Source organism: Variovorax paradoxus, assembly GCA_016806145.1.
In the GTDB taxonomy this organism is placed as follows: Bacteria; Pseudomonadota; Gammaproteobacteria; order Burkholderiales; family Burkholderiaceae_C; genus Variovorax.
Genome location: CP063166.1, coordinates 2,325,509 through 2,345,951 on the forward strand (window position 1 = coordinate 2,325,509; position 20,443 = coordinate 2,345,951).

Consider the following 20,443-nt stretch of genomic DNA (forward strand, 5'->3'; position numbering starts at 1 on the left):
GCGGCTTATCCCCAGGCGGGTTCGACTTCGCGGCCCTGTGCGAGCGCGATGAGGTGTTCGATGGAAAACAGGACGATCAGCACGCCCGAGACGGTGGCGGGAACGTACTTCCAGCCTTCGGAGATCCACAGCGTGGGCAGCCGGTATTCCCAGACCGAGGCGGCCAGCTCGGCGCAGTTCCAGGCCATGGCGGCGCCGAAGATCAGGATCAGCGCGTGGATCAGGTATTCCATCTTCAGCCGCAGCCAGTCGGGCGCGAGCACGAGGAAAGATTCGAGGCCGATGTGGCCGGCGTCGCGCACGCCCACGGCCACGCCGAGCATGGTGACGTAGAGCACCAGCAGCAGCGCCAGGCTCTCGGCCCAGGTCGGCGTGTTGTTGAGCACGTAGCGGCCGAACACCTGCCAGCTCACCGCGCAGATCACCGCGACGAGTCCGAGGATGCCCAGCCACATGCAGGCACGCGCGAGCGTGCGGCAGAGTTTGGTGTACATGAGGTCTTCCTTCTTTCTCCCTCCCCCTCTGGGGGAGGGCAGGGGAGGGGGCAGGCGGCGCCTCCGTCGGGCGCTGCGGTGCCCCCATCCCGGCCTTCCCCCAGTGGGGGAAGGAGCCGATCAACAGGCCGATGCCGCGAGGCGGGCTACTTCGTGTCCTGCACCCGCTTCACGAGGTCCTTGAGCTTCGCGTCGGTGATGAACTTGTCGTACACCGGCTTCATCGCGGCCTGGAACGGGGCCTTGTCGACCTCGATGATCTCGGCGCCGCCGGCCTTCACGGTGGCCAGCGACTTGACCTCGCGCTCTTCCCACTGCTTGCGCATGTAGGGCACCGACTCCTTGGCGGCCTGGCGGATCCAGCCCTGCTCCTCGGTGGAGAGCTTGTCCCACACGCGCTTGGAGAACAGCAGCATCTCGGGCGCCATCGAGTGCTCGGTCTTGCTGTAGTACTTGGCCACCTCGAAGGCGCGCGCGCTCTCGTAGGTGGGATAGTTGTTCTCGGCGGCGTCGATCAGGCCGGTCTTCAGGCCGGTGTAGACCTCGCCCATGGGCATCGGCGTGGCGTTGGCGCCCATGGCTTCGAGCATCGAGACCCACAGGTCCGACTGCTGCACGCGCACCTTCAGGCCCTTCATGTCGGCGAAGCTGCGCACCGGCTTCTTGGCCGTGAACATCGAGCGCGCGCCGCTGTCGTAGTAGGCCAGGCCGACGAAGCCCTGCTTCTCGCAGGACTTGAGGATCTCCTCGCCGATCGGGCCGTCGAGCACCTTGTGCAGGTGGTCGACCGAGCGGAACAGGAAGGGCATGGTGGGCACCTGCGTCTCGGCGCAGATGTTGTTCATCGGCGCGATGTTCACGCGCACCATCTGCAGCGCGCCGATCTTGGTCTGCTCGATGGTGTCCTTCTCGCTGCCGAGCGCGCTGTTGTTGAAGACCTTGATGCTGTGCTTGCCGCCCGACAGCGCCTTGAGGCGCTCGCTCATGAACTTGACGGCGGTGACGGTGGGGTAGTCGTCGGGATGGATGTCGGCCGAGCGGAACTCGGTGGCGCTGGCGGCCAGGGTGGTCAGCATGGCCGCGGCGCCGACTGCAAGTGCGATGAGTGTCTTCTGGAGTTTCATGTCTGTCTCGTCCTCTGATCGTTGGTTGTCGTGAAAATGAAAGCGCAAAGACTCAAGTAGCCAATCAAGTGCCGTACATCGGCTCGGGAAACCCCGTGACGCCCGGCCGCAGCGCGAACACCCCGCCGGCCAGCGGCTGGTCCGACAGGTCGGTGTTGCCCGGCCGGATCGAGGTGACGAACAGGGTGTCGAGGCCCGGGCCGCCGAAGGCGCACATCGCGGGCTTCTTCACCGGCACCGCGAGCGAGCGGTCGAGCCGGCCCCCGGGCGTGAATCGGTGGACCAGGCCGGCATCGTTGCCGCAGATCCAGTAGCAGCCCTCGGCATCCATCGCGGCGCCGTCGGGGCGGCCGGGCAGGGGCTTCATGTCGACGAACAGGCGGCGGTTCGACGGCGTGCCGCTGGCGGTGTCGTAGTCGAAGGCCCAGACGGCCTGCACGCTCGGGTGCGAATCGGACAGATACATCGTGCGGCCGTCCGGGCTCCAGGCCAGGCCGTTGGGCACGATCAGGTCGTCGAGGCGCAGAGCGGCGTTCGCATCGCCCCGGCCATGGCTGTAGAGGCGGCCGACGCGCGCGCCGGCGGCCATGTCCAGCAGCATGCTGCCGGCCCAGAAGCGGCCCTGGCGATCGCAGCGGCCGTCGTTGAAGCGCATCGCGGGCGCCGCGTGCTCGACCGGCGCGACCGAGGTGGCGGCCAGCGTGCCGTCGGCCCGTGGTTCGAGCGAGAACAGGCCGCTCTCCATGCCCGCGATCCAGGTGCCGGGCCGGTCGGCGCGCGGCGCGATGCAGGCGATCATCTCGGGCGCGGTCCAGCTGGCATGGCCCTCGCTCGCATGCCAGCGGTGCAGCGCGCGCGCCGGGATGTCGACCCAGTAGAGCGCCTGTTCGGCCGCCTGCCAGACCGGGCTTTCGCCGGTGCCGTTGCGCGCGTCGAGAACGAGTTCGGCCTGCATGCTGGGCGTGCCGCTCAATCGCCGAACGGGCCCTGCGCCGTGAAGGCGCCGCCCTGGTAGATCGCGTTGGGATCGGTGGGGGCCACCGGCGGCTGTTGCTCGACCTTGTCGCGGAACACCTCGGAGCCGTCCTGCGGCACGAAGCCCAGGTGCGCGGCCGCCGAGTTGTCCCACCACACGTCGCGGTTGGCCGACATGCCGTAGACCACCGTGTGCTTCACGTCGGGCGTGAACAGCGACTTCTCGATCAGCGTCGTGAGGTCGCGGTAGCTGAGCCAGGTGCTCATCATGCGGCGGTTCGCCGGCTCGGGGAACGAGGAGCCGATGCGGATGCTCACGGTCTCGATGCCCCAGCGGTCGAAGTAGAACTGCGCCATGTCCTCGCCGAAGGACTTCGACAGGCCGTAGTAGCCGTCGGGCCGGCGCGCGGCATGGGCGTCGATGTGCTCGTCCTGCCGGTAGAAGCCGATCACGTGGTTCGAGCTCGCGAACACCACGCGCTTCACGCCGTGGCGGCGCGCGGCCTCGTAGACGTTGAAGATGCCCTTGATGTTGGCCTCGAGGATCTCCTCGAACGGCCGCTCGACCGACACGCCGCCCAGGTGGACGATGGCATCGCAGCCCTCGACCAGCGCATGCACCGCGGCCTTGTCCGCGAGGTCGCAGGGCACCACTTCCTCGCTCGCGTCGGCGGCCGGCGCGAGCGCCGCGATGTCGGACACGCGCAGCACGCCCGCATAGGGCTTGAGCCGTTCGCGCAGCACCTTGCCGAGGCCGCCGGCCGCGCCGGTCAAGAGCAGCCGGTCGAGTTTCTTGTTCGATTCCATCCGTCGCTCGTCCTTACAGCTTGGTGATGCGCTCGGGCAGGTCGCGGCCGTGGTACTTCTTGTAGATCGCGTTGAGCTTGCCGTTCTTCTGGTTCGTCACGACCCAGTTGTTGATCCACTCCTTGAGCTTGGGCTGCTCCTTGTTGAGCGCGATGCCCAGGTCGAAGTCCTTCTGCGAGAACTTCAGCTCGAGGTTCTTGGCCGGGGCCTGCTTGATCATCTCGCTGAGGTTCGAGGGCGTGCTCGAGAACAGGTCGATCTGGCCCGTGACCATCGAGGTGATCAGCGTGGCGTCGTCCTCGTAGCGCACGATCTCGGCGCCCTTGGCCTGCTGGGTGGTCAGCGTGTCGTTGACGGTGGCGCGCGTCAGGCCGATGCGCTTGCCGCTGAGGTCGGCGTAGTCGGCGACCTTGATGCTCTTGGGGCCGCCCACGATGATGCTGATGACGGCATAGGGCGTCGAGAAGTCGACCACCTTTTCGCGCTCGGGCGTGATCGACAGGTCGGCCACCACGATGTCGGCGCGCTGCGCCTGCAAGGTGGGCACGCGCGCGGCATTGGTGACCGAGACGATCTCGAGCTTCACGCCGAGGTCCTTGGCCAGTTGCGTGGCGGTGTCGACGTCGGAACCGGTGGGCTGCAGGTTGGCGTCGGCGAAGCTGAACAGCGGCGTGCCCATGGCGATCGCGACGCGGATCTTGCCGGCCTTCTTGATGTCGTCGAGCTGGTCGGCCATGGCGGCCTGTGCCACGCCGGCCACGAGGGCCAGCGCGATGCAGCTGCGGGTGAAGGCTTTGCCGAGTTTCATGAATATCTCCTGGTGTGGTTTGGTATGGGAGTAAAGAGAAAGACCCGGGCTGCCTGTCTACAGCCCGTTGTTCAGGAAGGCATGCAGCTCCGGCGTGCGGGGCGCGTCGAGCATCTCGCCGGGGCCGGTTTCCCACACGGTGCCCTGGTGCATGTAGATGATCCGGTCGGCCACGCGCTTGGCGAAGGCCATCTCGTGCGTCACCAGCAGCATGGTCATGCCGCCGGCCGCGAGGTCCTCCATCACGCGCAGCACCTCGCCGGTGAGCTGGGGGTCGAGCGCCGAGGTCACCTCGTCGAACAGCATGACCTTGGGCGACATCGCGAGCGAGCGCGCGATGGCCACGCGCTGCTGCTGGCCGCCCGAGAGCTGCTCGGGATAGGCGTCGGCCTTCTGCTTGAGGCCCACCTGGTCGAGCACGCGGATCGCGACCTCGGCGGCCTCGCCGCGCGAGAGCTTCTTCACGTGGCGCAGCGCCAGCATGATGTTCTCCTGCACCGTCAGGTGGGGGAACAGGTTGTAGCTCTGGAACACGATGCCGACCTCGAGCCGCAGGCGCTTGAGGTCGACCGCGGGATCGTCGACGCGGATGCCGCAGACCTCGATGCTGCCGCGGTCGATCACCTCGAGGCGGTCGATGCAGCGCAGCGCCGTGCTCTTGCCCGAGCCGCTGGCGCCGATGATGGCGATCATCTCGCCCTTGGCGACCTCGAACGAGACGCCCTTGAGCACCTGGTTCGCGCCGAAGCTCTTGTAGACCTGGTCCAGGCGCACGATGGGCGAGGAGCCCGGGACCTGCGCGGCACCGCCGCCGGCCGTGCCGACGCTGGCGTCCATGTAGGGGGTGCGCAGGGATTCAACGATTGGCGACATTGAGCTTCTTCTCCATCGCTTCGCTCCAGCGCGACAGCGGATAACACAGGGCGAAATAGAAAGCGCCGACCAGGAGGAAGACCAGGAAGGGCTGGAAGATGGTGTTGTTGATGATCTGGCCGGCGCGCGTGAGCTCGACGAAGCCGATCACCGAGGCCAGCGAGGTCATCTTGATGATCTGCACCAGGAAGCCGACCGTGGGTGGTAGCGACAGGCGTACCGCCTGCGGGATGATCACCAGGCGCAGCGTCTGCCAGCGCGTGAAGGCCAGGCATTCGGAGGCTTCCCACTGCGGCTTGGGCATGGCCTCGACGCAGCCGCGCCAGATGTCGCCGAGGTAGGCGCTGACGTAGATCATCATCGCGATGCCGGCCGCGATCAGCGAGGGCAGCGCGAGGCCGTAGACCGAGAGGCCGAAGTAGACGATGAACAGCAGGATCAGCAGCGGGATGCCCTGGATGCACTCGATGTAGACCAGCGCGAGCCAGCGCAGCCAGGGCCGCGGCGAGATGCGCGCGAGCATCAGGCCGAAGCCGCCGATGGCGCCGAGCGCGAAGGCGATGGCCGAGAGCACCAGAGTCCAGCCGATGGACTGCACCAGGTACATCAGGTGCGTGAAGGTGAAGTGGCCGATGCTCACGCCGCACCCCCATGGATCGCAACGGCGGCTGCTGCAGCGGGCTGCGCCTTGCCGGCCTGCGCGGCCGCGCGGCGCACGACGCGGCGGCGGCGGAACATGTACTCGCCGAGCGCCCAGGTCACGAGCTTGATGAACAGCGACAGCACCAGGTAGAGGGCAGCGACCACGATGTAGGTCTCGAGCGAGCGGAAGGTGTCGGACTGCACGGTGTTGGCGATCGCCGTGAGCTCCTCGGCCGAGATCTGCGAGGCCATCGCCGAGGCCTGCATCATCAGCAGGAACTGGCTCGTGAGGGCGGGGTAGACCTTCTCGATCGAGGGCTGCAGCATCACGTGCCAGCCGATGCGCCACTTCGACAGGCCCAGGCACTCGGCGGCCTCGATCTGGCCGCGCGGCACCGACTCGAGGCCGGCGCGGATGATCTCGGCCGCGTAGGCCGCGATGTTGATCACCATCGCCAGCACCGCGGCCGCGAAGGTCGGCATGCGCAGGCCGAAGCTCGCGAGGCCGAAATACAGCAGGAAGATCTGGACCAGGAACGGCGTGTTGCGCACCACCTCGATGTAGATCGAGCAGGCGCGAGACAGGGGCCGGATGCGGCTGCGCTTGGCGAACGCCACCAGCGTGCCCACGCACACGCCGATCACGACGGCCAGCGCGGTCATCTTCAGGGTCAGCCATGCCCCGTTGACGAACACGGGCCAGTACGATGCCAGCGGAGAGAAATCGAGCGAATACTTCATGCGAAAGCCGCTTCCGGAGCACCACCCGCGGCGGTGCGAAAAGGGCGCTTGGACAGTTTTTGAGTGATAGGTTATCTGTTGTCGTACAACTGACGGGAGATTATGATCGTGGCCATGGACCAGACGACTGCGGGTAATCCCTTGGTTTCCGAAGCGCCGGAAGCCGGCGCCTCCGCCACGAGAGGCGCCGGCGCCTTCGTGGGGCGGCCGCGCCAGCGCGCGCGCGGGCTGGCGCACGGCCTGGTGGAAGACCTGGGCGAGAAGATCCGCAGCCAGGCGCTGCGGCCGGGCGACAAGCTGCCGACCGAGTCGGCCATCATGCAGGCCTATGGCGTGAGCCGCACCGTGGTGCGCGAGGCGCTGTCGAAGCTGCAGGCCGGCGGGCTGGTGGAGACCTTGCACGGCGTCGGCACCTTCGTGCTGCAGCCACGCCCGGGCGGGGTGTTCCGGCTCGAGCCGGGCGAGATCGCGACCTCGGTCGACGTGCTGGCCGTGCTCGAGCTGCGCATCAGCCTCGAGACCGAATCGGCGGGGCTGGCCGCGAGCCGCCGCACCGAGGAGCAACTGGTCGCGATGCGCCAGGCGCTCGACGATTTCGAGCACAACGTGACGGTCTCGGGCGACACCGTGGCGCCCGACTTCCGCTTCCACCTGCAGATCGCCCAGTCGACCGGCAATCCCTATTTCGCCGACATCATGCGGCACCTGGGCACGACGATCATCCCGCGCACCCGCATCAGCGCGATCCGCCACCAGGAGGGCGGGGCCTACCTCAGCCGCGTCAATCGCGAGCATGAGGAGATCTATGCGGCGATCGCGCGACGCGACCCCGAATCGGCGCGCGCCGCGATGCGCATCCACCTGACCAACAGCCGCGAACGGCTGCGCATGGCGCAGGAAGCCGCGCAGAAGAAGGCGGAAGCCGCCAAGTCCTCCGATAACTAGTCCATTGAACCCCTTTCGGGGTTCGTGATGCTGGACAACTTGTTTTTCTAGTTGTACGATGACTGATAACTCGCGAGATTCACGAGCGAGGCGATCAAGTGACCGAGACAACTGGAGGCAGAGGATGACCATCAAACGCCGCGGCGCGCTCAGCGCCGCACTGGCCACGACGCTGGCCGCAAGCCTGCCGGGGTTCGCCCTGGCGCAATCCGGCGCCGCCAACTGGCCCGCCAAGCCGCTGCGCATCGTGGTGCCGTACCCGCCCGGCGGTTCGTCGGACATCATCGCGCGCGCCATCAGCCAGCCGCTGTCGGAGGCGCTGAAGCAGCCGGTGATCGTCGAGAACAAGCCCGGCGCCAACGGCAACCTGGGCGCCGACTTCGTCGCCAAGTCCGCGCCCGACGGCTACACGCTGCTCTTGTGCGACGTGGGCGCGCTGGCGATCAGCCCCTCGGTCTACACCAAGCTGTCCTTCGATCCGTCGAAGGACCTGCGCGGCGTGACCATGCTGGCCTATTCGCCGCACCTGCTGGTGGTGCATCCGTCGGTGAAGGCCAACAACCTCAAGGAATTGGTGGCGCTGTCGAAGACCTCCGAACTGAATTTCGCCGTGACCGCCACCGGCAGCGCGCCGCACCTGGCCGGCGTGGCGCTCGAGCGCGCCAGCGGCGCCAAGTGGACCTACGTGCCCTACAAGGGCGGCGTGCAGGCGGTGCAGGACACCGTCTCTGGCCAGACCCAGGTGCTGATGAACGGCATGCTCGCCACCCTGCCGCAGGTGCAGGGCGGCCGCCTCAAGGTGCTGGGCGTGTCCAAGGCCACGCGCATGCCGCTGATCGGCGACGTGCCGACCATCGCCGAGCAGGGCGTGCCCGGCTACGAATCGGGCACCTGGCAGGGCGTGCGCGTCGCGCGCGGCACGCCCGAGGCCATCGTGCAGCGCCTCAACAAGGAACTGATCGCCGTCATCCGCACGGCCGACATCCGCTCGCGCCTCGCGGGGCAGGGCGCCGAGGTGGTGACCATGACCCCGGCCGAGGAGGAGCAGTTCTTCAACAAGGAACGCGCGCGCTGGGCCAAGGTGGTGGCCGACGCCAGCATCAAGCTCGACTGAACGCGCTCGCCGCTTCCAACCCTTTCTTCATTTCTTTCACTGGACGTTTTCTTCGATGAACCCGCAAGAACTCAAAAACATCATGGGCTCCGGCCTGCTCTCGTTCCCGCTGACCGACTTCGATGCCAACGGCGACTTCGACAAGAAGGGCTACATCGAGCGCCTCGAATGGCTCGCGCCCTACGGCGCCAGCGCGCTGTTCGCGGCCGGCGGCACGGGCGAGTTCTTCTCGCTGACCGGCGAGGAGTACCCCGGCATCATCCAGACCGCGGTCGACACCTGCCGCGGCAAGGTGCCGATCATCGCGGGCGCCGGCGGCCCCACGCGCTTCGCGATCCAGTGCGCGCAGGCGGCCGAGAAGGCCGGCGCGCACGGCATCCTGCTGCTGCCGCACTACCTGACCGAAGCCGGCCAGGACGGCATCGCCGCGCACGTCGAGGCCGTGTGCAAGAGCGTGAAGTTCGGCGTGATCGTCTACAACCGTGCCACCAGCCGCCTCAAGCCCGACACGCTGGCGCGCCTGGCCGAACGCAACCCGAACCTGGTGGGCTTCAAGGACGGCGTGGGCGACATCGAGGCGATGGTCGCCATCTACCAGAAGATGGGCGACCGCTTCGCCTACCTGGGCGGCCTGCCCACGGCCGAGGTCTATGCCGCGGCCTACAAGGCCATGGGCACGCCGGTGTATTCGTCGGCCGTCTTCAACTTCATCCCGAAGACCGCGATGGACTTCTACAACGCCGTCGCCAACGACGACCTGCCGACCCAGCACCGCCTGCTGAAGGACTTCTTCATGCCCTACCTCGAGCTGCGCAACCGCGTGCCGGGCTACGCGGTGAGCATCGTCAAGGCCGGCGCCAAGATCGTCGGCCACGACGCCGGCCCGGTGCGTGCGCCGCTGACCGACCTCAAGCCCGAAGAGGTCGCGCAGCTCGCCGCGCTGATCGAGAAGCTGGGCCCGCAGTAAGCGGCGCCGCCGTCGAACGAGAAGCAAAGACAAAACACCGGAGATGACGACATGCTGAAGAAACTGTTCCTCGTTGCCGCCGCCGCGGCCCTGTTCTCGGGCTGCGCCAACGTCATGCCCACGGGTGGCGGTAGCGCCTCCGATGCGGCCGACGTGGCCGCGGCCGCCGAGCGCCTGCGCATCGCGATGGTCGACCCGACCCGTCCCGCGCTGTCGGCGCTGGTGGCCGACGAGCTCAGCTACGGCCATTCGGGCGGCAAGGTCGACACCAAGGAAAGCTTCATCGCCGACCTGCTCGACGGCAAGTCCGACTTCGTGACCATCACCATCACCGAGCAGACCGTGAAGGTGGTCGATGCCCGCACCGCCATCGTGCGCCATGCGCTGGCCGCCGACACCAACGACTCGGGCAAGCCCGGCAAGGTGGCGCTGAAGATCCTCGGCGTGTGGCAGAAGCAGGGCGGCAACTGGAAGCTGCTCGCGCGCCAGGCCGCGCGCGCCTCCTGATGTGCGAGAGGCACGCATGAAGCGCAGAGCATTGCTCGCGGCCGGCCTGGTCGGCCTGGCCGGTGCGGCCTGGCTGCCGATGGCCGCCTTCGCCCAAGGCGACTGGCCGCTGCAGAAGCCCGTGACCGTCATCGTGCCGTTCCCCGCGGGCGGCTCCACCGACATGGTGGCGCGCGCGCTGGCGCTGCAGCTGCAGACGAAGCTCGGCGGCAGCTTCGTCGTCGACAACCGGCCCGGTGCCACCGGCACCATCGGCACCGGCTTCGTCAAGCGCGCCGCACCCGACGGTTACACCCTGCTGGTGTCCTCGCTCGGCGCCTTCGTCGTCACGCCGCATCTGCAGAAGAGCGTGCCCTACGACGCGACGAAAGACTTCGACTACATCAGCGTGCCGGTGCAGGCGCCCAACGTGCTGGTGGCCAATGTTGCGCGGCCCGAGAAGACCGTCGACGAGGTGCTCGCGCTGCTGCGCAAGACGCCGGGCAAGGTCTCGTTCGCGAGCTCGGGCAACGGTTCGTCCGACCACCTGTCGGCCGAGCTGTTCTGGCAGCAGACGAAGACCGAGGGCGTGCACGTGCCCTACAAGGGCGGCGCGCCGGCGGTCAACGACCTGCTCGGCAACCAGGTCGACTTCTCGTTCCAGAACGTCAATGCCGTGCTGCCGCACATCCGCGCCGGCAAGCTGCGCGCCATCGCCGTCACCGGCGACAAGCGCTCACCGGTGTTGCCCGATGTGCCCACGCTGGCCGAGGCCGGCGTGAAGGGCGCCGAGGTCTATTCGTGGCAGGGCGTGGCCGCGCCGCGCGGGCTGCCGCCGGCCACGAAGAAGAAGCTCGCCGATGGCGTGGTGGCCGCGATGCAGGATCCCGAGACGAAGAAGCGCATGCTCGAGCAGGGCCTCGAGATCGTCGCGAGCACGCCGGATGAATTCACCGCCTTCCAGGCGCGCGAATGGACGCGCTGGAAGACCCTGATCGAGACGCGCCACATCACCGCCGATTGACGCGTGCCGAATTGCACCAGGCCCACACATCCGTTCAGGCTGAGCCTGTCGAAGCCCGCGCGCGGCGCTTCGATCAGCTCGGCGTGAACGGTCCTGTCCATTCGAATGCAGCTCCGCATGAGCCTGCTGTCCTGAACTGACACCACACCCATGACGCTCCCGGACTCCCGTTCCTCCACCCCCGTCGTCACCGAGATGCAGGTGATCCCGGTCGCGGGCCGCGACAGCATGCTGATGAACCTCAGCGGCGCGCACGGTCCCTTCTTCACGCGCAACCTGCTGATCCTCACCGACAGCGCCGGGCGCACCGGCGTGGGCGAGGTGCCCGGCGGCGAGAAGATCCGCCAGACGCTCGAGGACGCGCGCGCGCTGGTCGTGGGCCAGCCGATCGGCAACCACAACGCCGTGCTCAACGCCATGCGCCGCGAGTTCGCCGCGCGCGACAGCGGCGGGCGCGGCCTGCAGACCTTCGACCTGCGCGTGACCATCCACGCAGTCACGGCCGTCGAGGCCGCGCTGCTCGACCTGCTGGGCCAGTTCCTCGAGGTGCCGGTGGCGGCGCTGCTCGGCGAGGGCCAGCAGCGCGACGCGGTGCAGATGCTCGGCTACCTGTTCTACGTGGGCGATCGCGAGAAGACCGACCTGCCCTACGACAGCGACCCCGGCGCCGCCGACGACTGGTTCCGCCTGCGCCACGAGGAGGCCATGACGCCCGAGGCCATCGTGCGCCTGGCCGAAGCCGCGCATGCGCGCTACGGCTTCACCGACTTCAAGCTCAAGGGCGGCGTGCTGCGCGGCGAGGAAGAGGTCGAGGCGATCCGCGCGCTGCACGAGCGCTTTCCGCAGGCGCGCGTCACGCTCGACCCCAACGGCGGCTGGCTGCTGGCCGACGCGGTGCGGCTGTGCCGCGACCTGCATGGCGTGATGGCCTATGCCGAGGATCCGTGCGGCGCTGAGGGCGTGTTCTCGGGCCGCGAGGTGATGGCCGAGTTCCGCCGCGCCACCGGCCTGCCCACGGCCACCAACATGGTCGCCACCGACTGGCGCGAGATGGTGCACAGCCTGTCGCTGCAGTCGGTCGACATCCCGCTGGCCGATCCGCATTTCTGGACCCTGGCCGGTTCGGTGCGCGTGGCCCAGCTGTGCCAGGCCTGGGGCCTGACCTGGGGCTCGCATTCGAACAACCACTTCGACGTCTCTCTGGCCATGTTCACGCACGTGGCGGCGGCCGCGCCGGGCAAGGTCACGGCCATCGACACGCACTGGATCTGGCAGGACGGCCAGCGCCTGACGAAGGCGCCGCTGCGCATCGAGGGCGGCTTCGTGAAGGTGCCCACGCGCGGCGGCCTCGGCGTGGAGCTCGACATGGATGAAGTCAAAAAAGCTCATGACCTCTACTTGAAGCATGGCCTGGGCGCGCGCGATGATGCGCAGGCGATGCAGTACCTGATCCCCGGCTGGCGCTTCGACAACAAACGGCCCTGCATGGTCCGTTGAGACCGCCGGCCTCACCCCTCATTCCGTTCTTTCCGCAGCAACAAGGATGCATTCCATGCAGAACCACGACAACCTGATCGGCGGCGAATGGCGCGCCGGCGCGAGCTACAGCCCCAACGTCAACCCCAGCAACCTCGGCGACGTGCTGGGCCACTACACGCAAGGCGACGCGAGCCATGTCGAGGCGGCCGTGGCCGCCGCCACCGCCGCCTTCCCGGCCTGGGCCACGGGCAGCGTGCAGGCGCGCTCCGACGCGCTCGACAAGATCGGCACCGAGATCCTCGCGCGCAAGGAGGAACTCGGCACGCTGCTCGCGCGCGAGGAAGGCAAGACCCGCGCCGAAGGCATCGGCGAGGCCACGCGCGCGGGCCAGATCTTCAAGTTCTTCGCGGGCGAGTGCCTGCGCCTGTCGGGCGAGCTGCTGCCCTCGGTGCGGCCCAACATCGGCGTGGAGATCACGCGCGAGCCCGTGGGCGTGGTCGGCCTGATCACGCCGTGGAACTTCCCGATCGCCATTCCCGCCTGGAAGATCGCGCCCGCGCTGGCGTTCGGCAACTGCGTGGTGCTCAAGCCCGCCGACCTGGTGCCGGGCTGCGCCTGGGCGCTGGCCGAGATCATCAGCCGCTCGGGCATTCCGGCCGGCGTGTTCAACCTCGTGATGGGCCGCGGCAGCGTGATCGGCGATGCGCTGGTCAACCACCCGGGGATCCATGCGATCAGCTTCACCGGCTCGGTGGGCGTGGGCCGCAACATCGCGGTGCAGTGCGTGAAGAACGGCAAGAAGGTGCAGCTCGAGATGGGCGGCAAGAACCCGCAGGTGGTGCTCGACGACGCCGACCTCGCGCAGGCGGTGGAGCTGAGCACGCAGAGCGCCTTCTACTCGACCGGCCAGCGCTGCACGGCCTCGAGCCGGCTGATCGTCACCGAGGGCATCTATCCGAAGTTCATCGCGGCGATGAAGGAACGCATGGCCAAGATCAAGGTCGGCGACGCGCTCGCGCAGGGCACCGACGTGGGCCCGGTGTCCTCGAAGTCGCAGCTCGAGCAGGACCTGGAGTACGTCGACATCGGCAAGGCCGAGGGCGCGGTGCTGGCCGCCGGCGGCGAGCGCCTGAAGCTCGAGACCGACGGCTACTACATGTCGCCGGCGCTGTTCAGCGAATCGGCCGCGTCGATGCGCATCAACAAGGAAGAGATCTTCGGCCCGGTCGCGAGCGTGATCCGCGTGAAGAACTACGAGGAGGCGCTGGCCACGGCCAACGACACCGAGTTCGGCCTGTCGGCCGGCATCGCGACCACGTCGCTGAAGTACGCCACGCACTTCAAGCGCCACAGCCAGGCCGGCATGGTGATGGTGAACCTGCCGACCGCGGGCGTGGACTACCACGTGCCCTTCGGCGGTCGCAAGGGGTCGAGCTATGGTCCGCGCGAACAGGGGCGCTATGCGCAGGAGTTCTTCACCACGGTGAAGACGGCCTACACGCTGGCTTGAGGCAGCGTTCGCGGCCGTGCCTTCAGCGCAGCGGCCGCAACCCCATCGCCACCCACAGCCCCGCCACGCTCGCGAGCGCCACGATCGCGGCGGCGGCCGGCCAGCCCAGCGCCTCGACCGCGCCACCGACCAGCACCGGGCCGATCATCTGGCCGACGTTGTTGCCGGTCATCAGCAGGCCGACCGTGAGCGGCGCGAGCCGAGGCTGTGGCGCGGCCCGTTCGGCCGAGGCCAGCAGGGTCGCGGGCAGCAGCCCGCCGGCGCCCGAGAACAGCAGGCACAGCACGAAGGTCGGCAGCGCCGCCAGCAGCGGCAGGAAGATGCCGAGCGCGGCGATGCCCATGGTGGCGGTCGCGGCCGCCACCAGCCGCCAGCGCGGCGTGCCGCGCGCCAGCAGCAGGCCGGCCGAGAGGTTGCCGCCCACGTTCGCAAGGCAGGCCAGCGCGCTCAGCAGCCCGGCCGTGGCCACGCTCGCGCCCATGCGCTCGATCAGCAGCACCGGCAGGAAGTTGAACAGCGCGAAGAACTGCAGGCTGTAGATCGCGAAGCACAGCGCGAGCCGCAGCGGCGCGCGCGCCGCGAGCGTGCGGGCCGTGTCGCCGGCGACATCGCGCCACGACAACCGGCGCGCGTCGCGCTCCCCGCGCGGCACGGCTGCCAGCACCAGCGCCAGCAGCACCAGCGCGAGCACGCCGTTCGCGAGCCAGAAGCCGCGCCAGCCCGCGAGCACCGAGCCGACGAAGAATGCGATCGCGATGCCGACCGGCATGAAGCAGCTCCAGATCGCGAAGGCCAGGTCCTTGGCGGCGGGCGCGACGATGCGCTGCAGCAGCGAGGGCCCGGCGATCACGATCAGCAGGAAGCCCAGGCCCTCGACCACGCGCGCGAACAGCAGCGCGGCCAGGCCGCCGGCCAGCGCGCCGATGGTGCTGCCGACCGCCAGCGCCAGCAGGCCGATCACTAGCAGCCGACGGTCGCCCGCGCGCGCGATCCAGGCGCCGACCGGCACCGCGCCGAACACGCCGAGCAGCGAGAACACCGCCATCAGCCAGCCGATCGCCGACAGGCCGAGCCCGAAGTCCTCGCGCAATTGCGGCACCGCGATCGCGACCTTGCCGACCTGCAGCGCGGCCATCACGCCCGCGGCGACGACCAGGGCGACGCCGGTCCAGGCTGTGGTGGTGGAGGAAGAGGCGGAGGAGGGCAGCGGCGCGGACGTGGAATGCATGGGCGCCAGTCTGGCCTTCGAATCCGATCGATGAAAGCAAATAATATCGGTCGACTTCATCGATCGAACCGATCGACTCGCATTGCTCGAAAAAGGAGACGCCCATGCTGGATGCGCTCACGCTGTCCCAGATGCAGATGTTCGTGGTGGTGGCCGAGACCGGTAGCTTTCGCGCGGGCGCGGACCGGCTGCACCGCGTGCAGTCGGCCGTGAGCCAGGCGGTCGCCAACCTCGAGCAGCAGCTGCAGGTGCAGCTGTTCGACCGCTCGGGCCACAAGCCCATGCTCACGCCCGCGGGCCAGGCGCTGCTGGGCGACGTGCGGCAGATCCTCGCGAAGGTCGATGCCTTGCGCGCCCGCGCGCAGGGGATCGAGCAGGGCATCGAGCTCGGCCTCTCGATCGCGGTCGACACGCTGTTCCCGATCGACCTCGTGGCAACGGCCATCCGCGGCGTGCATGCGGTGCATCCGGGCATCGCGATGCGCATCGAGTACGGCTCGATGGGCGCGCCGGTCGAGGCGCTGCACGGCGGCCGCTGCGACATCGCGATCTCGGCCTTCTCGCAGCTCGACGAGCGCATCGCGCGCGAGTTCCTGATGCCGCTGTCGATGGTGGCGGTGGCGGCCGCCGCGCATCCGCTGGCGATGCTCGCGAGGAAGAAGGTCCGCGGCTCGCTCGACGACGCGGCCGCGCGGCACCTGCAGATCGTGGTGGAGGATGCGAGCGCGCTCAGCGCGGGCCAGGACTTCGACGTGCTCTCGGCCACCACCTGGCGCGCGGGCGACATGCAGATCAAGCTCGCGTTGCTGCGCGCCGGGCTCGGCTGGGGAAAGATGCCGTCATGGCTGGTGGCGGCCGACGTCGCCGCGGGCACGCTGGTGCAGTTACCGGTGGGCCGCCTCGGCGTGGACGGCGAAACCGGCCACCGCGCCTACTTCTGCCACCGCGCCGACAAGCCGCTGGGCGTGGGCGCGCGGTTGCTGCGCGAGGGCCTCAAGGCACTGTCGATGCCGGCGGCGCGCGCCGGCGCCGGCGCAGCCAGAACTCCACCAGCTCGAACACGCCCTCGCTCAGCAGCGCCAGCGCCGCCGCCGGCAGCGCGCCCGCCACGAGCAGCTCGCGGTCGTTGAGCGCGAGCCCGGTCACGATGCGTTCGCCGAAGCCGCCCGCGCCGATGAAGGCCGCGATGGTCGCGGTGCCGATGGCGATCGCCGTGGCGGTGCGCACGCCCGCGAGCAGCGTGGGCAGCGCCAGAGGCAGCAGCACCAGCCGCAGGCTCTGCTTCGAGGTCATGCCGAGCGCGGTGCCGGCCAGCCGCAGGCCGTTGGGCACCTCGGCCAGGCCGGTCACGGTGTTGCGCATGATCGGCAGCAGCGAATAGAGCGTGAGCGCGATCAGCGCGGGCAGGGTGCCGATGGCACCGAGCATCGAGATCAGCACCGCGAGCAGCGCCAGCGAGGGCACGGTCTGCATCAGGCTCGCGACGCCCAGCACCAGGGCGCGCAGCCGCAGGTGCGGAAACACCAGGATCGCGATCGGCACGCCGATGAGGATCGCCACGCCCACCGACAGCGCCACCAGCAGCAGGTGCTGGCGCGCGAGCTGCCAGAGGTCGGGGCCGAAGAGCTTGGCCGTGAAGCCGCGCCGCGTGTCCTGCGGCGCCGCGCCGTCCTTGCCGGCGCTCGCGAGGAAGTCGCGCGCGATGGTGTCGAAGGGCACGCTCTGCAGCTCGGCGCGCGCGTTCATCGCGATCATCGCGTGCTCGTCGACGCGGCCCTCGAGCTTCTGCAGCGCGGCCCAGGCCCGCGGCAGGCGCTGCGGCAGGTCGAGCTTGTAGAGCACCACCGCGTCGTAGCGCGGGAAGTACTGGCGGTCGTCCTCGAGCACGCGCAGGCCCAGGTGGTCGATCTTGGCGTCGGTGGTGTAGATGTCGATCACGTCGACCTGCTTCGCGCCGATCGCGTCGTAGGCCAGGCCGTGGTCGAGGCCGGTGGGCGTCTGCGTGAAGCCGTAGCGCGCGGCCAGGCCCTTCCAGCCGTCGGCGCGGCCGATGAACTCGTTCGACAGGCCGAGCTTCAGCTCGGGGTGCTTCGCGAGGTCGCCGAGGCTGCGCAGCCCGAGCCGGTCGGCATCGGCCGCGCGCACCGCGAGCGCATAGCCGTCGTTGAAGCCCAGCGGTATCGCCACGCCCAGCCCCAGCGGCGCGAGCGAGGCGTTCATCTGCTCGCGCGTGGCCGCGGGCGAGCCCTTGAGGATCTCGAGCGCGATGGTGCCGGTGTATTCGGCATAGAGGTCGATCGCGCCCGAACGCAGCGCCTCGTAGACGATCGCCGTGTTGCCCAGGCCCTGGCGCACCACCGGCTTGTTCGCGAGGTGCGGCGCGGCGGTCTGCGCGAGCAGCTCGGCCAGGATGTACGACTCGGTGAAGCGCTTGGAGCCGACGCGCAGCGTGCCGTCGTCGGTGGCCGCGCGGGCCGGTGCCGCCGACCACAGGCAGGCGATGACTGCCAGCAGCACGAGCACGAGGGGCAGCGCGACGCGCCGGAGGGAGTGGGGCGGGTGCATCGCGGGCAGTGTATAGACAAGCCCGTGCGCGGCGTACCCGTCGGCGTCCTACAGCCTGCCGTGCGCGGCGCCGATGCGGCGCGGCCCTGGGCGCGGCCACACTGGGTCCATGAAGAAGTCCACGACCGCGAACAAGAAGCCGAAGCCCGAACCGGCAACGCCCAGGAGCAAGCGCGAGGCCGGCGAGTCCGCGTCGCGCATCGATCTTCCCGGCCCCGACGTCCACGGCCTGCGCGAACTGCCCAAGCTGCAGGTCGACGGCTACAGCCTGCAGTTGCGCGACAACGAGGGCTTCATCGGCGACCAGGCGAGCCAGACCGCGTTCCGCGCGCTGCTCGAGCGCTGGCGCCGTAAGCACCGCAGCGACGGCACCGATCCGCTGGGCCTGCGGCATTCGCGCGACATGAGCAAGAAGGAGCTCGACCGGCTGCTGCGCGGCCAGAAGGTCAGCGACGCGGCCAACGTGATGCACAGCGCGATCGGCGAGTTCGCGCAGGAGCTCGCGGCCGTGATCCAGCGCTTCCTGCGCCAGCCTTCGTGGGAGAAGGTCGAGCGCATCGTGGTGGGCGGCGGCTTTCCCGAGAGCGAGGCCGGCGAGCGCGCGATCCTCGAGGCCGGCGCCATCCTCGAGGAGATGGGTGTGCACGTGCAGCTCGGCCGGCTCTCGCACGAGGTCGACGACGGCGGGCTGATCGGCTGGGTGCACCTGACGCCGCCCGAGATGCTCAAGAAGCACGACGCGATTCTCGCAATCGACATCGGCGGCACCAACGTGCGCTGCGGCATCGTGAAGACGCGCCACCGCAAGGCGCGCGACTTCTCGCTCGCGAAGGTGGTGCGGCGCGAGAAGTGGCGCCATGCCGACGAGAAGCCCAGCCGCACCAACTTCGTCGAGCACGTGGCCGGCATGCTCGAGGACATGGTGCGCTATGCCGAGCGCAAGAAGATCCGGCTCGCGCCCTTCATCGGCATCGCCTGCCCGGGCCTGATCCGCAAGGACGGCTCGATCGCGCGCGGCGCGCAGAACCTGCCGGGCGATTGGGAGAGCGAAAACTTCCATCTGCCGAGCGCGCTGTGGCGCCGCATGCCGATGATCGGCTCGGGGCCGACGCTGGTGCTGATGCACAACGACGCGGTGGTGCAGGGCCTGAGCGAACTGCCGTTCATGCGCGATGTCGGGCACTGGGCGGTGCTGACCATCGGCACCGGGCTGGGCAATGCCAGCTTCACCAACCGCAAATGACTAGACCGCCAGTGCCCGCCGTCTGAGCCGAAGGAAGCTGAACACGGCGGCGCTCGCCGCGCACGCGGCACCCAGCCACAGCGCGTACACCGCGCCATTCGTGCTCGACACATGGAAGCAGGCCGCCACCAGCGCCGCGCCCGAGGACTGGCCCAGCAGGCGCACCGTGCCGACCATGCCGCTGGCGCCACCGCTGCGCGAGGCCGGTGCCGAGCCCATGATGGCGCGCAGGTTCGGCGACTGGAAGAAGCCGAAGCCCGCGCCGCACAGCGCCATGCGCCAGACGATGCCGGCTACCGTGGGATGCGGCGGCAGCAGCGCCAGCGACAGCAGGCCCAGCGCCAGCAGCGCCAGACCGACGCCGCAGAGCATGCCCGACTCGTAACGGTCCGACAGGCGCCCGGCCACGGGCGCCATCGCGGCCACCACCAGCGGCCACGGCGTGATGAGGAAGCCGGTCTCGACCTGCGAGTAGCCCAGCAGCGCCTGGAACAGGAAGGGCAGCGAGATGAAGGCCAGCGCCTGCGCCGCGAACGAGCACACGGCCGTGGCCGCCGACAGCGCGAACACGGGATTGCGCAGCAGGTCCACGGCCAGGATCGGCGCCGGATGCCCGGACTGGCGCTTGAGCAGCCAGGCCAGCAGCCCGAAGCCCAGCACCGCCTGCACGATCACCGACTCGACGGTGGCCTGGTGCGCGGCCTCGGTGAGCGTGGAGGCCAGCAGCGCCAGCGCGGCGGCGCACAGCAGCGCGGCCAGGCCGTCGAAGCCGTGGCCGTGGCGCTCGGTGGCCGGCAGGAAGCGCAGGCCGTAGAACACCGCCACGGCGCAGATCGGCACGTTGATCAGGAACAGCCAGTGCCACGAGCCGAGCAGCAGCACCAGCGATGCCGCCGTGGGCCCGCCCGCGAAAGCCAGCCCCACGACGAGCGCGTTCACGCCCAGCCCGCGCCCCAGCATGCCCGAGGGGTAGATGACGCGCACCAGCGCGCCGTTCACGCCCATCACGCCGGCGGCGCCCAGGCCCTGCACCACGCGCCAGCCGACCAGCGCGGGCAGCGAATCGGCCAGGCCGCAGCCCAGCGAGGACACGGTGAACAGCACCAGGCCCCAGAGGAACACGCGCCGGTGGCCGAGCACGTCGCCGAGCGCGGCGGCCGGCAGCAGCGCGGCCACCATCGCGAGCTGGTAGCCGCTGACGACCCAGGTCGAGGCGGCCTCGCTCACGCGCAGTTCGTTGGCGATGGTGGGCAGGGCGGTGTTGGCGATCGCGGTGTCGAGGCTGGCCACGCACACGCCCAGCATGACGGCGAGCAGCGAACCGAAGCGTTCGTGGGCCGGCAGGCCCGGGCCGACCGCATGGATCTCTTGACGGGAAAACAGGGAGGCCATCGCTCGCGGAAAGAAGAGGGCTGCGG

The 20,443-nt window shown here is 69.3% G+C and carries 19 protein-coding genes and 1 pseudogene; 9 read left to right on the forward strand and 11 right to left on the reverse strand.

Translation table 11 applies throughout. The annotated features are described in order from the left end of the window. Positions 1–5 precede the first annotated feature (5 nt). The 8 genes from INQ48_10605 to INQ48_10640 form a co-directional block, all read right to left on the reverse strand. Positions 6–494, reverse strand: a complete 489-nt coding sequence (locus INQ48_10605; GenBank protein QRF59638.1) for a TRAP transporter small permease — start codon at positions 492–494, stop codon at positions 6–8. A gap of 146 nt (positions 495–640) precedes the next feature. Continuing rightward, positions 641–1,618: a TRAP transporter substrate-binding protein gene (locus INQ48_10610; GenBank protein QRF59639.1), complete on the reverse strand. Its 978-nt coding sequence runs from the start codon at positions 1,616–1,618 to the stop codon at positions 641–643. A gap of 64 nt (positions 1,619–1,682) precedes the next feature. Next, positions 1,683–2,573, reverse strand: a complete 891-nt coding sequence (locus INQ48_10615; protein QRF60685.1) for an SMP-30/gluconolactonase/LRE family protein — start codon at positions 2,571–2,573, stop codon at positions 1,683–1,685. A gap of 14 nt (positions 2,574–2,587) precedes the next feature. Further along, on the reverse strand, positions 2,588–3,400 hold the full coding sequence (locus INQ48_10620; protein ID QRF59640.1) for an NAD(P)-dependent oxidoreductase: 813 nt from the start codon (positions 3,398–3,400) through the stop codon (positions 2,588–2,590). 13 nt (positions 3,401–3,413) lie between these two features. Then, positions 3,414–4,208, reverse strand: a complete 795-nt coding sequence (locus INQ48_10625; GenBank protein QRF59641.1) for a transporter substrate-binding domain-containing protein — start codon at positions 4,206–4,208, stop codon at positions 3,414–3,416. Between the two features lie 57 nt (positions 4,209–4,265). Then, a complete protein-coding gene (locus INQ48_10630; GenBank protein QRF60687.1) occupies positions 4,266–4,985 on the reverse strand; it encodes an amino acid ABC transporter ATP-binding protein in 720 nt (239 codons plus the stop codon). Between the two features lie 79 nt (positions 4,986–5,064). Beyond that, positions 5,065–5,688, reverse strand: coding sequence for an amino acid ABC transporter permease (locus tag INQ48_10635; GenBank protein QRF60686.1), 624 nt, complete (start codon positions 5,686–5,688; stop codon positions 5,065–5,067). 29 nt (positions 5,689–5,717) lie between these two features. Next, positions 5,718–6,464 (reverse strand): amino acid ABC transporter permease, encoded by a 747-nt coding sequence (locus INQ48_10640; GenBank protein ID QRF59642.1) that lies wholly within the window; start codon positions 6,462–6,464, stop codon positions 5,718–5,720. 114 nt (positions 6,465–6,578) lie between these two features. Here INQ48_10640 and INQ48_10645 point away from each other — a divergent pair, with 114 nt between their 5' ends. The 7 genes from INQ48_10645 to INQ48_10675 all read left to right on the forward strand — a co-directional run bounded on the left by INQ48_10645 (position 6,579) and on the right by INQ48_10675 (position 13,989). Continuing rightward, on the forward strand, positions 6,579–7,409 hold the full coding sequence (locus INQ48_10645) for a FadR family transcriptional regulator (GenBank protein ID QRF59643.1): 831 nt from the start codon (positions 6,579–6,581) through the stop codon (positions 7,407–7,409). Positions 7,410–7,533: 124 nt separating this feature from the next. Next, positions 7,534–8,523 carry a tripartite tricarboxylate transporter substrate binding protein gene (locus INQ48_10650; protein QRF59644.1) on the forward strand — a complete coding sequence of 330 codons (990 nt, stop codon included), beginning with the start codon at positions 7,534–7,536 and terminating at the stop codon, positions 8,521–8,523. A gap of 55 nt (positions 8,524–8,578) precedes the next feature. Then, complete coding sequence (gene kdgD / locus INQ48_10655; protein ID QRF59645.1) at positions 8,579–9,490, forward strand: 5-dehydro-4-deoxyglucarate dehydratase; 912 nt, start codon at positions 8,579–8,581, stop codon at positions 9,488–9,490. 51 nt (positions 9,491–9,541) lie between these two features. Then, entirely contained in the window at positions 9,542–9,997 is a 456-nt protein-coding gene (locus tag INQ48_10660) for a nuclear transport factor 2 family protein (protein ID QRF59646.1), read from the forward strand. 16 nt (positions 9,998–10,013) lie between these two features. Next, positions 10,014–11,000: a tripartite tricarboxylate transporter substrate binding protein gene (locus INQ48_10665; GenBank protein QRF59647.1), complete on the forward strand. Its 987-nt coding sequence runs from the start codon at positions 10,014–10,016 to the stop codon at positions 10,998–11,000. A gap of 150 nt (positions 11,001–11,150) precedes the next feature. Next, positions 11,151–12,497 carry a glucarate dehydratase gene (gene gudD / locus INQ48_10670; GenBank protein ID QRF59648.1) on the forward strand — a complete coding sequence of 449 codons (1,347 nt, stop codon included), beginning with the start codon at positions 11,151–11,153 and terminating at the stop codon, positions 12,495–12,497. A 55-nt stretch (positions 12,498–12,552) separates the two neighbouring features. After that, a complete protein-coding gene (locus INQ48_10675) occupies positions 12,553–13,989 on the forward strand; it encodes an aldehyde dehydrogenase family protein (GenBank protein QRF59649.1) in 1,437 nt (478 codons plus the stop codon). A 22-nt stretch (positions 13,990–14,011) separates the two neighbouring features. On the opposite strand, the gene INQ48_10680 is transcribed toward INQ48_10675, so the two are convergent. Next, positions 14,012–15,217 (reverse strand): MFS transporter, encoded by a 1,206-nt coding sequence (locus INQ48_10680; protein QRF59650.1) that lies wholly within the window; start codon positions 15,215–15,217, stop codon positions 14,012–14,014. Positions 15,218–15,321: 104 nt separating this feature from the next. On the opposite strand from INQ48_10680, the pseudogene INQ48_10685 reads away from it, so the two are divergent. Then, positions 15,322–16,233, forward strand: a pseudogene (locus INQ48_10685) (LysR family transcriptional regulator). Here INQ48_10685 and INQ48_10690 read toward each other — a convergent pair. After that, on the reverse strand, positions 16,211–17,782 hold the full coding sequence (locus INQ48_10690; GenBank protein QRF59651.1) for an ABC transporter permease subunit: 1,572 nt from the start codon (positions 17,780–17,782) through the stop codon (positions 16,211–16,213). The pseudogene INQ48_10685 and the gene INQ48_10690 sit on opposite strands and share 23 nt — an antisense overlap. Before the next feature lie 109 nt (positions 17,783–17,891). Here INQ48_10690 and INQ48_10695 point away from each other — a divergent pair, with 109 nt between their 5' ends. Then, entirely contained in the window at positions 17,892–19,025 is a 1,134-nt protein-coding gene (locus tag INQ48_10695; GenBank protein ID QRF59652.1) for an ROK family protein, read from the forward strand. Here the strand turns inward: INQ48_10695 and INQ48_10700 are convergent, their stop codons facing one another. Further along, positions 19,026–20,417 carry an MFS transporter gene (locus tag INQ48_10700; protein QRF59653.1) on the reverse strand — a complete coding sequence of 464 codons (1,392 nt, stop codon included), beginning with the start codon at positions 20,415–20,417 and terminating at the stop codon, positions 19,026–19,028. Positions 20,418–20,443 lie beyond the last annotated feature (26 nt).